Source organism: bacterium (assembly GCA_019695335.1).
GTDB lineage: Bacteria > CLD3 > CLD3 > SB21 > SB21 > JABWBZ01.
Genome location: JAIBAF010000086.1, coordinates 1 through 12,639, shown reverse-complemented (window position 1 = coordinate 12,639; position 12,639 = coordinate 1). Strand labels below are relative to the sequence as shown.

Annotated in this window: 16 protein-coding genes and 1 pseudogene; all 17 read right to left on the bottom strand. The window is 43.4% G+C overall.

Features of this window, described 5'->3' with window-relative positions; genetic code table 11:
* Positions 1 to 234 precede the first annotated feature (234 nt).
* Positions 235 to 612 (bottom strand): VOC family protein, encoded by a 378-nt coding sequence (locus tag K1X84_15505; protein ID MBX7153033.1) that lies wholly within the window; start codon positions 610 to 612, stop codon positions 235 to 237.
* Positions 613 to 710: 98 nt separating this feature from the next.
* Positions 711 to 1,373, bottom strand: coding sequence for a hypothetical protein (locus K1X84_15500; GenBank protein MBX7153032.1), 663 nt, complete (start codon positions 1,371 to 1,373; stop codon positions 711 to 713).
* 66 nt (positions 1,374 to 1,439) lie between these two features.
* Complete coding sequence (locus tag K1X84_15495; protein MBX7153031.1) at positions 1,440 to 1,934, bottom strand: hypothetical protein; 495 nt, start codon at positions 1,932 to 1,934, stop codon at positions 1,440 to 1,442.
* A 101-nt stretch (positions 1,935 to 2,035) separates the two neighbouring features.
* Complete coding sequence (locus K1X84_15490) at positions 2,036 to 2,611, bottom strand: hypothetical protein (protein MBX7153030.1); 576 nt, start codon at positions 2,609 to 2,611, stop codon at positions 2,036 to 2,038.
* The gene (locus K1X84_15485) at positions 2,608 to 3,000 is read right to left on the bottom strand and encodes a hypothetical protein (protein MBX7153029.1); all 393 of its coding nucleotides are present in this window, start codon (positions 2,998 to 3,000) and stop codon (positions 2,608 to 2,610) included. Before K1X84_15485 ends, K1X84_15490 begins: the two co-directional genes overlap by 4 nt.
* 131 nt (positions 3,001 to 3,131) lie before the next feature.
* Entirely contained in the window at positions 3,132 to 3,728 is a 597-nt protein-coding gene (locus K1X84_15480) for a hypothetical protein (GenBank protein ID MBX7153028.1), read from the bottom strand.
* 156 nt (positions 3,729 to 3,884) lie between these two features.
* Entirely contained in the window at positions 3,885 to 4,487 is a 603-nt protein-coding gene (locus tag K1X84_15475; GenBank protein ID MBX7153027.1) for a class I SAM-dependent methyltransferase, read from the bottom strand.
* 89 nt (positions 4,488 to 4,576) lie between these two features.
* Entirely contained in the window at positions 4,577 to 4,819 is a 243-nt protein-coding gene (locus K1X84_15470; protein MBX7153026.1) for a hypothetical protein, read from the bottom strand.
* Between the two features lie 236 nt (positions 4,820 to 5,055).
* A complete protein-coding gene (locus tag K1X84_15465; protein MBX7153025.1) occupies positions 5,056 to 6,051 on the bottom strand; it encodes a hypothetical protein in 996 nt (331 codons plus the stop codon).
* A gap of 209 nt (positions 6,052 to 6,260) precedes the next feature.
* Positions 6,261 to 7,148, bottom strand: a complete 888-nt coding sequence (locus K1X84_15460; GenBank protein ID MBX7153024.1) for a DUF2911 domain-containing protein — start codon at positions 7,146 to 7,148, stop codon at positions 6,261 to 6,263.
* Positions 7,149 to 7,183: 35 nt separating this feature from the next.
* Positions 7,184 to 8,767 (bottom strand): M28 family peptidase, encoded by a 1,584-nt coding sequence (locus K1X84_15455; GenBank protein ID MBX7153023.1) that lies wholly within the window; start codon positions 8,765 to 8,767, stop codon positions 7,184 to 7,186.
* 228 nt (positions 8,768 to 8,995) lie between these two features.
* The gene (locus K1X84_15450) at positions 8,996 to 9,496 is read right to left on the bottom strand and encodes a DUF3332 domain-containing protein (GenBank protein MBX7153022.1); all 501 of its coding nucleotides are present in this window, start codon (positions 9,494 to 9,496) and stop codon (positions 8,996 to 8,998) included.
* 113 nt (positions 9,497 to 9,609) lie between these two features.
* On the bottom strand, positions 9,610 to 10,050 hold the full coding sequence (locus K1X84_15445) for a nuclear transport factor 2 family protein (GenBank protein ID MBX7153021.1): 441 nt from the start codon (positions 10,048 to 10,050) through the stop codon (positions 9,610 to 9,612).
* A 20-nt stretch (positions 10,051 to 10,070) separates the two neighbouring features.
* Positions 10,071 to 10,658 carry a pentapeptide repeat-containing protein gene (locus K1X84_15440; GenBank protein MBX7153020.1) on the bottom strand — a complete coding sequence of 196 codons (588 nt, stop codon included), beginning with the start codon at positions 10,656 to 10,658 and terminating at the stop codon, positions 10,071 to 10,073.
* Positions 10,659 to 10,744: 86 nt separating this feature from the next.
* A pseudogene (locus K1X84_15435) lies at positions 10,745 to 11,071 on the bottom strand (extradiol dioxygenase).
* Positions 11,072 to 11,149: 78 nt separating this feature from the next.
* Positions 11,150 to 11,647: a hypothetical protein gene (locus K1X84_15430; GenBank protein MBX7153019.1), complete on the bottom strand. Its 498-nt coding sequence runs from the start codon at positions 11,645 to 11,647 to the stop codon at positions 11,150 to 11,152.
* Positions 11,648 to 11,690: 43 nt separating this feature from the next.
* Positions 11,691 to 12,491, bottom strand: coding sequence for a hypothetical protein (locus K1X84_15425; GenBank protein MBX7153018.1), 801 nt, complete (start codon positions 12,489 to 12,491; stop codon positions 11,691 to 11,693).
* Positions 12,492 to 12,639: the final 148 nt, after the last annotated feature.

Genomic DNA, 12,639 nt, shown 5'->3' with positions numbered 1-12,639 from the left:
CAGTATCAATGGTAACTATAGACCCATTCCTCAAGATAAACTGGAATTTAGATGGCACTAAATCGCTAATATAAAGGCCATTCTTTTTCGACTCGCTTCTGTTTTCAGATACATAGCGAGTCGGCTTATCATTCGTCACACTATTAACCCAGTAAAGAAAGCAATAAACAATTGCGAAACTGATCAGGGCTATTTTATATCTTTTTTTCATAAGCCGTAAACAGTGGTCAATACTCAATCAATCGGTTCCCATAGTTCAATTTTGTTTCCTTCGGCGTCAAGGATGTGGACAAATTTGCCGTAGTCATAGGTTTCAATCTGGTCGACGATCGTCACGCCTTCTTTTTTCAACTGCTCGACCAGTTCAACTAAATTTTCAACTCTGTAGTTGATCATGAAATCTTTGGTTGACGGTTCGAAATACTTGGTCGTTTCGGTAAACGGCGTCCATTGCGTTTGTCCTTTTTTGGTGCTGTCGGCGCCTTCATACCACTCGAAAGTCGCCCCGTAGGAGTTGGTGTTTAAACCAAGGTGTTGCTGATACCATTCCGTCATTTTTTTCTGATCTTTACATTTAAAAAAAATGCCGCCAATGCCTGTTACTTTTTTCATAGTTGCCTGATGGTTAGTTGGTTGTGTGATGATGGTTTTAAAAATGAAGCCAAAACTGAAAGACGCTGCGAGCGCGAGAATGATCAAGGATGTTTTTTTCATAGGTGTGTTAGTGGTTTGTTGTATTTTTCGCCGATGTGTTGCTTACCAGTTTTGATATTTTGAAAATCTTCTTTTCCGGTAAAGTATTCAAGCCCTAAAACCAAAGCGATGATGCTGGCAAACGTAATTTTCTGCATGATTGGTAAAAACTTCAGGAATGTACCGGTGTAATACAGATATAGGCTGCAGTAGAAAACAAGCAGACAAACCGTGCATAGAAATTTGAATAGATGTAGCTTTGACTTGAATACAAAAACAGTTATATAAAATAAACTTATAAGGGTCATGGTGCTTGCGACTGTGATCATGTGGTCATGCAGCGGAGTCGCTATCAGAAAAGTCAATACCATAGCAATGACTCCGGAGTATTTTATAACATTGGCAGCGCCTTTTGCCGGTATTTTCTTCGAAAATTCAATAAAAAATAGCGCTAAACTTGCTGACAGAAAAATCATTCCGCCTATAGCCCAAAATCGGGATGTATTGTCCGCTCCATTGACTGCCATTTCTCCAAAGAGATTACTGATATAGTTGTTCTTCCAATCATAGCCGATGGAAGTTTTGTCAACTTGTGAACCGCCGGGATAAGAACGCGTAGCCATCCACAACAGTGATAGTGAAATAACTATCCCAAGCAGAATGGAATGTTTCTTTAACATATGTTATTCTTTAAGAAATAAATTGAAGTTTCTTTTTGCCCTTTTCGCAAGGTCATACCGGCTTATTCATTTGAGTTTTGGATTAAATACAAGTTCAGCATCCGGCCAAATCTCCGGGAAAGTATATCCAGGTCCCTGAAGGTATTCATGACTTTCCCAAATACGTTTTCCAGCTTCGCTGAAATATATTCGATGTTCCAGACGGGAACCATTAACAGCGCCACCCTCAATAAACACAAATCGTAGTGTGCCTTTACTATCATAATAGTATTCAAAATTCAATGCAGAGTCATCGGATCCTGTTGCTTCGATATATTTCCTGATGCGAGCACTTTGATCGACAAAATATTCTTTCAAGGTTGGTTCATAAGGTTTACTGTAAGCGCTTTCTCCACGAACTGATTTCAGCTTGTTATTGCGAATCAAGCCATCGATGTCAGAAACAACCTCTACAATGAGTTTTCTGGCAGGATGATTCGGCCAATTCTCTTTTGTGATGATGGAATCTTGTCCTAAAAGCAAAGCTTGCGAACTAAAAAACAACAAAAGAATGTGCTTCATAGCGCGGTTTCCTTGGGCAGGCTTGTATGCAACGTGTGAATCAATTATTTGTGCCCATTAAGCGGCATACATATACTAAAATTTCCCAAACAAACACCAACTCATTCCATTCCCTGGAATTGTTCGAAACTCTGTCCGCTTGCGAAGAATATCATCGACCCGACGAAGAGAGCTATGTTGATGAGGATGGCAAGAGTTACAATTGCCCAACCCACATGTTGCCTGGAATGCAACTGATATCCGATGTTAAGAAGACCCGTGACGGCGAGCGGAAAATTATGGAGTCCAAGCACGGCGAGTGTGAGTACAACCCAGGTATTCAGGATGAGAGTCTTTCGATTGCCATTGATATTGGCAACGATGAGCGACCGCGCGTGGTAAATGAGCGACCACGACGGCAAGGCAAGTGCGATACCAATGGCGTAGAACCGAAGCCGCGAACCTTCGAGAATTCCAACGATATGCTTAGTTGTCACGGCCAGGAGATGGCCGAAGGCCATGACGCCGATCATAAGGCCGAAAAAGAGATTCATTGCCATCATGATTTGAACGCGCTTTTCGATATCAGAATCTCTGTAACGATAGAGAAACGTCAGCGTCACCATGAACGCCGTGACCATGGAGAAAAACAGCCATTTTCCTTCATCGATAATAATTGCGATGAGTTGATCAATCATAGTATACCTATAACGTTAATGATATTATTGTTTTGCCAGATATTGCGTATTTCAGAAACCAAGTCGTTTGTAATATTAAATGATATGTGAATATCACTTTCATGACAAAAAACAACTTGTGTTTCTAAGGACTCAATTGTTATAAAAACATCATCCTTACCTAATGCACCAAGTTTAGTTAATTCAGCTTTTTCTATCTCGGTAGAAATATCATTTGGACTGATTTCTAATGCTTCCCAATCTCTATATTCATTTCCCCAAGCAAAACCAAATAATAGTTCAATTTTCATAATACGATTTTTACACAAAACCTGAATTAAGCGCGTCAGCTCAAAACGAAGTTCCAGCTGATTTAAAGTTTTACTGTAAATTGTTTGAGTGTAATTCATAAACAATCAGGCTTGATTCAATTCTTAGGCTTATTTTCCGAAACAATTGTGCGTGAAGCAAGGTGTTCTATGTTCGATAAATCGAAATCATGAGGGTTCAGGCTTTTTTCATAGACGTTCGATGGACTCCATTAGACTTTGATTTTTACCTGCAGAAAGACACCGAAGAAGTTAGAGTCGATATGATTCACAGCATCAAAACTTTTAAAATCCAGATAGGTATTCTTGGATTTGGCAAGACCGTAACTAAGTCCGTAGTTAAGAACAAGACGCTCATTCACCGGGCTTTGCATCCCTATTGCCAAAGAGCCAAAGAATGGTGCGGCGTGAGCTTTGAATGTTGAGGGCTTGGTTTGTGCATAGGTTTCCGATACGATTCCAACACCAAGACGAAAAAATGGATCAATTCTTGACTGACGTCTAAAGTAGTAAGAATGTTCAATGATCACGGGTACCATTGCAATATAGCTTTGGCGCCCAGAATTGTGATTTTCACCATATCTATAGTATCCTATTCCTAATCCGAGGCTTGAGTGTGCAGTTAGTGAATATTCGTAGGTCACAGTTCCACCCACTCCTATGCCTCTGTTTCCAAACCCGGATTGATCTGGATCTGCAAATTTACCAACAGGAAATAATAAGTGAGTTGTCAAACCAATGCTTCCTGAATTCTGGCCTACAAGCGTGAGCGAGAAGAAGAGCATAAGAAAAGTAGCTTTGTAAAGCATAGTAGTGTCCTTTCAATGCGATGATGGCTAATTTTGCCGATAAATATCAAAGTAACTTCCTGTTACCGAACAATTTATACAAATAATCGAAATCACGCTCCATCGGGCTTTTTTTCTTATGTTAAATTGAATAACCTTCCGCAGGCACAAACGAATTCAGTTTTTTTTTCTTCCAATAAATTGAACGACGAAACCCAAGCCTGAATGAGCTCCGCCTTCGGTAATATCTCTTTCGACTTCGCGCAAGAGAACATGCTCGAGATTCGGGAATTCCCGGCGGATTTTATCGACCGTCATCAGCAGGTCGATGTCTTTGGGGCCGCCTGTATCGCGCGATAATTGTTTCTCCGAGTAAGATTCCATGATGATCGTTCCACCGGGTTTCAGCGAGCGTTCGATCAAGGGGTAAAGCCTCTGCCGAACCGCGCCCGGAAGGTGCGCAAAAATGGACACGACCGCACCGAAATGATTTTCTTCGGGAGTGTAAGCGGCGAGGTCGGCGCGCACCGTTTTGATTGTCACGCCGCGCGATTGAGCCAACGCCTTTGCTTTTTCCAGCGCAACCATTGAAATATCGACGCCGAGCACGTCCAGACCGCGCGTCGCTAGGAAGACACCGTTACGTCCCTCGCCTTCGGAAAGCGATAAAACCGGCCCGGCGAGCAGGTGACTGTGCTCTGCCAGAAATGAATTCGGTTCCGTTCCGTAAACGTATTCATCGCCGGTGTAACGAGTATTCCAAAATGTTTCGTCGTACATAATTTTTACAATTTAACGAACAATTATACCAAGGCGCACACGCCGAATACACATTTTTTGTGTAAAGTGCGTGGTGGTTGAAGTTTATATTAATGATATTTCCACATTCCGTAACTTTGCGTCCAACTCTTTGTTTTATATCTGTACCAGGAGTGTAAACACAGCGACAGAACGAACAGTACGGATAAAACAATCCAGAGCGTATCCGTTCCCCACAAAAAGTATATCAGAACGCTTAAAACAATGTATTTTACAATTCTGAACCAAACCGGTTGTGAATGTTTGGAGAAGGCGACTTTGAGTTCACGTTTGATGGTTTGAGAAAGCGGCATTCGTGTTTCCCTCAAGAAAATTTCATGATATTGTAAAAATCAGATAAAATGGTACGATACTGAATGGAAAATGTCAAATCAAATTATAGGTAGGTGATCAGTTGCGGCTACGTCGTGTGTTCTTTTCTTTGTATCAAGACCAAAGAAAAGAATATGTGTTCAGATTTTAGCATTAGAACAGGAACAACTCAAGCTCAAAAGAAAAGATTTCCAAAGAGTATTATGGACATTTCCGATTAATAAGAAATACGGGTCGTTGCAAGATTGACCGTATACAGACTATCCGGAGTAAATTCAACGAATACATATTTAGAATCGTCATGTGTAAAGCAGAATTGCAGATTAGGTGAAATAGGACGAAACGTGTGTGTCGACATATCACCCCAATACATACGTTTCATATCGTAGCTTACTATAAGAAGAAAATTATCAGCAGGCGATTTCCAAAAATAATAAGACTGCGGATCGAAATCCCAAAGCAGTTCCGTCGAACCATTTTCGAAGAAAAATTTATGAATGCCGTTCTTCAAATAAACAAAAGAATTCCGGTCAGCCGAAATGCCCATGACTCTAACATCAGTTACGAGATTCTTTACAAAAGTTCCATCAAGTGTAGTGAGATTCAGTACCGAATCCGTATTGCCGACCATAACGTGCTCTCCGTTGCCGGTAAAAAACCATGAATCCTGATTGGTCAACAATCGGTTATTCGAACCATCGATCTCGATAAGATAGGACTTATACGTTGAAAAGTTGCGAAAAGATTGGTAGGAAATATAGCAAATCGTCTGTGAGATAGGATGAATATCGTTAACATAATAGATAGTTTCCTGTTCAGGAGTTATCTGTATAGGATTGGAGCCGTCCGCACTCATGACGAAAATTAAATTAGCGCCTCGGAAATCGTACGGAGTATAAAATGGTTCAGGTAGCGTATCTCTTAAAAGGAGGTATACTATTTTTTTTCCGTCCGGCGAATAACGGCCGCTTTTGATATGCCCTGAATACGTAAGACGGGTTAGGATTCCGGATGGAATGTCGAGGGAATACAAGTCCTCTTTTTTTATCATGAGCAGGTGAGTTTCAGACGGGTCGAAAGAGATAAAGCTGATACGATCAGTATCCTCATGCAATAAGGTAATCGACTCAAACACTGGATCGATGTCATCTTCCTGACATCCTGGAATAAAAAATACCAGAAAAATCAGACTGCATTTAAACATCAATGCCATAGATCAAACTCCGAATTGATCCAATATAATAATATGTACGGAATATTCGCGGAATTTGCAAATCAAGAAACTGCTGAGAAGACTCGGAGACGTTTGCGCATTTTCTGAATTTTCGTAAAATCGGTTTTTTCAATTCGGCACGGTAAAGATGCGACATGTAGTAATAGCATCGAGACAAACGCTATGAATTTAAACTGAAGATAAGTTTTTTATTTTTTCATAGATTTAAGTTCATCGAGCAAAATCGAATTTAATCGTGTATACTCGGCTTTTAACTCAGAGTCAGCGCTTTGGGCTCCTTTAAGGGATTCTTCCGATGCCGCTATGGCTTCTGCTAAATTTCCTTTTTGTTTTAAAATCAAAGCATACCTATAGAGCATCCCTATGTGCTGAGGGTTTCGTTTGAGAGCCAGCGACATGAGTTCGGCCGCCCGGTTGATATCGATGTTATTTTCAAAATAAAACATAGCGGCTTGAAAATAGGGGCGGCGATCACCTTCTGACAGCGCTTTTTCAAGATTGGGAATGACGGTACTCTTTAAATCGATTTTCAATGCAATGGGAACAACAATGTTATCCCAGGCAATATTGAGAATTCCATAATTAGAACCTATGCTATCCACACTCATGGTAAAGGTTTCAACAGTCTTGCTGGTTTTTATTGGCGTCACTGAAAATCTTGCCACATCGTCTTCCGGCTTGTACTTGTAAGATCCCCATTGATGGTGATTTTTTTGTAAAATGACTTTCCACTCCTTTTCACCCGGAATTGTAAATAATTCATATCGTCCCGAGTCAATAGGAGTTTCGGCCAGGCGTATGGGTGTACTAAAATATATTTCGGTAGCTTCATCGGAGCCTGTCCGCCAGATTTTGTCATAGGGAACAAGATTGCCGAAAATTTTGCGGCCCCGTTTATTGGGTCTATTGTAACTAATTTCGATCCGGGTTGATGCTATAGTTTGCTGAATGACCGCTTTTGAGTTCGTTCTTGGTATGATAAACTCTTCCGAGCTGTTTTGAGCCGAACTTATCTGACTTATTGATACGGCTAAAAGTAGCATCGTAGCGAATGAAAGAGATGTTTTTAAATTCATATTGTCTACTTTCATTTATTTAGTTAAACACAACACTATTTCGCTAATTGCCATTCATCCGGCAATGTCCGATCGACTTTGAGACGGGAAGAGGCGCTGGCGATTTCCCATGCGGTTGCATAAACCGTACGCGCGATTTTCTGAATTTTCATAAAATCGATTTTTTCGATGGAATCGGACGGTTCGTGATAATCGTCATGCCCACCGGCGTAATAAAATATAATCGGAATGCCTTTCTGCGAGTAATGATAATGATCGCTGCGCGTGAAAAATCTTTCCGGATCGCGTACGTCATCGTATTTATAATTGAATGAAAGTTTGAGGAATGAATTATTGACGCGCTCGCTGATTTTTTCGAGGTCGGAACTCATGGCTTTGGAACCGATGAGATAAAGTTCGTTGGGTCCGGTAAGAACAGGATTGCCGGGATCGCCGGCTTTTTTACTGCGGCCGACCATGTCGATGTTAAGCTGCGCGACAATCTTGTCGATCGGGACGGTGGAATGAGTCGTGAAGTAATACGAGCCGAGACAGACGCCGATTTCCTCGCCCGCATGCCATACGAAAAGAATCGAGCGTTTGGGTTTTTGTCCTTTCGCAAAGGTTTCGGCGATATTGAGCACGCTGACAGTGCCGGAACCGTCGTCATCCGCGCCGTTGTAGATTTTATCGCCGTTGACTTCGGCGCCGATGCCAAGGTGATCGTAATGCGCGCCGATCGCGACGTATTCATTTTTGAGGTCCGTACCTTCGACAAGCCCGACAACGTTTTGCGTAGCGCCCATGCCGGATTGAAACGAAATTTTGACGGTGATTTTTTTACCGGAAGTGAATGCAAAGGATTCGGGATATTTGCCGAGTAATCCTGCGCCCATAATGGCCGACGCTGAATATTTTTCACCGGCAAAAATTGCCTGTAGAAGCTTCGGACCGGCATTGATGGCAATCATTGGATTTTTTTCAAGACTTGGACTGCCGTTTTCGGTCGCACGCCGTTCGAATTCACGCCAGTTCGTCGCGACATACATGCTTGCAACGTACACGACGGCAAGCGCGCCGCGTTCTTTGGCGGCGTCGTAAGGCAAGATGAAGTCAACGCCTTTTTTACCGGCGACGTCATTCGGATCGAGCCCTTTGGGCGGATAGCCGCCGTGCGTGATGACGATTTTGCCTTTCACGTCGATACCGGCGTAAGGATCGATGCCTAGCTTCGGGAATATCCATCCGTGCTGAACATACACAGCCTCGGCTGAAATGGAGCCTTCGGCAGTAGACGAGGATTCGATGAATTCGCCAAACGGAAATCGTGCGCCGGCAATTTCACAATAAGTATCGGACGGATTGATCTTATTCAGGTACAAAGGAACTTTCTGAAAGTAGCTTCCGTTATCGCCGGCAGGTTTGACGCCCCACTGCGATAAATTGGCCGCAATGTAGGCGGCGGCAAGATCGAGTCCGGGCGACGGTGTATCGCGTCCCTGAAGCAGATCGGATGAAATGAAGGTCAGATGCGCTTTGAGCTTATCCGCCGTAATGAGGTCGGAATCTTTGTAGGTCTGGGCCGACAAGGCCATCGCAAACCAGAACAGGGTGCAGCATGCAACGACGTAACGTCTCATGTAAAAACTCCATGTGTGATGTAGTGATGGGGAAGTTGTCTGAACATTTTACGAGTCTGAGTTTCATTTTGGCACACTTAATTTTAGAAATGACCCATAAGGGGTAATCGACGAAACAATCAAAAAAGGTAATTGATATTGGAATCGTCAAGAATTGATTGATCAAATTAGATAAAAAAAGAGCGGAAACACATTCCGCTCTAGTGTAATCTACAGGCTATGTAAAGCTTACTTACTGTTAGGATTAATAAACTGTACGAGTTCTTCACCGTGTGGATTAAATTGTGCGATTTTCTTGAGCCCGTCTTCGGCTTGCCAATACCACGCTTGCGTCGCCGGATCATACACGAGCGTGCTGGTCACACCGGCATGTTCGCCCGACAACGCCGTAATGTCAAAACGGTTTTGCGTAGCCGTGATTTCGAATTCCTGGTCTTTGATCGCGACCGTACGGGTCTCTTTTTCACCCGGTTTCATCGCCATCGGGTTCGATCCCTGCCAGAATTCGATGGTGTTGAGGATCAGGAAATCGACGACGCCGCATATTTCGTACACCGGTAGAATGAATAAACCCCACATGACGAGCGAATTGACGAATTTACTGCCGACGGTTCCGTTCCATTTGTAAATTTTTTTTGTCAGTGCAAATCCGCCGTAACAACCTGAAACTGCAGAAATAGATAACACCAGCGTCATCAGAAGCGCGATCTTCCTGAATAAGCGTTTCATAGCAACCTCCTTAATAATGATAGTAAAAAAACAAGAAATGGTAAAAATGGTTCCGGTAGAGTGTACTCAAAACTACACACCGGACGGAATGGAATCAAGATAAAACCGGTTAGTCAATTCATTTTATTCCAGATGTCTACCGTGAGGCGGTAGTTGCCTTGAGTATCGCGCACCCAGACATTGCTGTATTTAGCGCGGGAAATGAAAACGGTATCGGCCGAACGGATTTTGTTTTCGACGATCCCGACTTCGTACACGACATCCGTCGTGCCGCCGATGTCAATGGTTTCGGAATGCATTTCCAGCACGTCGTCCAATCCGTCTTTCCATAACGCGATAATGCTGTCGCGGCCTTGCACAATACCTAACCCGGGCGCAAGAAAATTGGCATCGTCGGCGTACACTTCTTTGAGCAAATCGGTGTTTTTCGTGGCGACGACCTGATGCAGTTTTTCGTTCTGAGCTTTGATCTTGGCTTTCGTTTCCTCGAAAGTGATCGGATTGGCACACGCGGCAATCAGGATAGCGGCAAGAAATAACGGGATCAATTTCATGGTTTATTCTCCTTTACGGTTCAATCGATTTCAATATCGTATTTGGTCAATAAGTCGAGAGCGCCCTGCATTGAAAATTTCGCTTTGCGAATCCGGTTGGCTTCCGGATCGATGGAGAAATGATACGACGTCCGCAAGTCGGCTTTTTCCAAAATAGTCCTGTCGAATTTCGCTCCGGCTAGATCGCAACCGTCGAATACGGCCGCGCTTAAATCGGCGTACGCAAAATCCGTGTCACGTAAATTGCAGCCTTTGAACCGGATTTTTTTAAGCTTTAATTTAATGAATGACGACATGCTCAAATCGGATTTTTCAAAATCTGCCGAAAATAACGCAGCATTACATTTTTCAAAAACAATACCGAGCAATTTGGATTCGTTGAAGACTGTTTCTTTGATCGTGGCATCGGCAATATTGGCGAGACTCAAGTTACAATGACTGAATGTACACTCCAGGAAATTGAAACCGGATAGATCGGCTTTTTCAAAATTGCAATGGAGGAACGTGCAGTTTTCATAACTGCCGCGGACGGGTTTGCGGCGAGTGAAGTCGATTTTCTCAAAGGTTTGCTGTTCAAATAATTCGTATTCAGAAGCAGGGCGGGTCATTATTTTTTCCCCGATTTCTTTTTCGTGCGGGATTTTTTCAGAGATGGTTTTTTGGAAGAAGCCGTTTTCATTGATCGCGGACGCGCGTGGAGAGGTTGATACACGCCGAGTTTGCCGCCACCCGGCAACGTGATAGTGGTCAGCAATCCCCAGCCTTGATGGCGTATGGATTCACAGGCAATATGGCTTTCATCCATTTGCTTTACAAACGCTTCAATATTTTTTACCATCAGGTACAATTCATGTTTATCATTCCGGTCGTGAGGATGGACAGCTACTTCAGCCGGCGGCAATCCGAAAATCAGCCAGCCTCCGCCGACGTCGACGTGAGTCAGCTTCAGGATGTCACGAAAAAAAGCACGATCCGCATCCGGATCTTTGCTGTAGATGATCGTGTGGGCTCCGATGATCATAGTATGACCCTTGAAATGTTTATGGATTTCCGATAAAGTTAAATGAACTGTGATGCGATAGAATATGCGAAACCATGCTTATGGATTGACTTTGCGGTAAAATTCTTTAAATCGCAAGCTCCATGTTTTGCCATGGTCGTATGATTTTTCGCTGATCCGCATTAGCCGGTCGCGCGATTCCGGTATCCAGGCTTGGCGGGAAAGATACACGTCTCCGTTAATATTGAACGGGCGATAAATATACCAATTTCCGTCAACTTTTTTTCCGCTCCAGATTTGAAAATGTCCCCGTTCACTCATCCATACGTATTGCCATGCCCTAGTCGAATCGTCCCAAACACGGATTCCTTTTGCTTTCAATCTGGATGAATCAAAAGTCATAGTCCAATTTTCTTCAAACGAAAACGGATGTACGCCGCGCGTTACATTAAATACTGTTTTGGTTGAGTCGGGAATCCCGTTGATTTCCTGGTACCATTTCCCTTCCCAAAAATCGAAATAATGTTGGTCATCGGTTTGAGAAAAACCTGTTGATGAGAGCATGATAAAAAAACAAAACAGAACACGGTACTTCATAGCTCTTGCTTTCGCGATAAATGCCATTGACTCAAAAGCCGCATTATACTTCGGCGATAAACTGATCACGCAGGTCGACGATGTGGAGTCCGAGCGCATTGCGGGCTTCGAGGGCAATTTCGCCAAGGTATAAATATTTTTCATCGTCGATCCATCCTTGTTCCTTGACACGCATGATATAGTCGAGGACGCGGTTGCTGTGACGGATGCCGCGTTTGCATAAAGCGATATTGCCGCCGATCGTGTAGAGATGATAACCCATGATGTGGCCGCCGGCAATTTTGGTATAAGCGCCGCAGGCGTGATGCTGAAGATTTTCGATCAGTTTATTCTGGCGGATGGGTTCGCGCAAATTAGCCGTCCACGCTTTAAGTTGAAAATAACAATCGCGCGTGAGCCGGTAAGCCGTGATCTGATACAGAGAGTTTTCTTTAGCATCGAAAAAGCTGACCGATTCGGGATCGTCGACGCCCATGTGCTGGAACTCGTGGTGAAGATATTTCTGAAAAACTGAATCGTTGTTGGCAGGAGGATAGATCTGACGGAGCGCCTCGCGGACGTGGTAAAGAGCCAAAGCTTCTTCGACCATACGGTCACGATCGGAATGGCTCCAATATTTTTCATAATAGGCGACCACGCGCTGGCCGTCTTTATCCTGGCTCTGTAAAAACACTTCCCATGCGGTTTCGTCCCATGGCAGCGGATCATGGTGTTTTTTCGGCGATCGTGTGACGGCGTTTTCCCGATCGGTTTGCGCCATCCACTCATCGTGCGCTTTTTTCCATTCTTCTTCGTCGCCTTCTTTTTCCTGCCAGTCGTTGTCATCCTGAAAACGATTAGGCATATCCACTCCTTTGCTTTGTTTGCAACGTTATAAAATGCGTTACAATTTCCAGATACGCATTACTTCGATAAAAACTTCTGTCCCAACAAAAGCCCGACGATGGTTTTCATGTCGGTAATTTCACCGCGAAAAACTTTATCGACGGCTT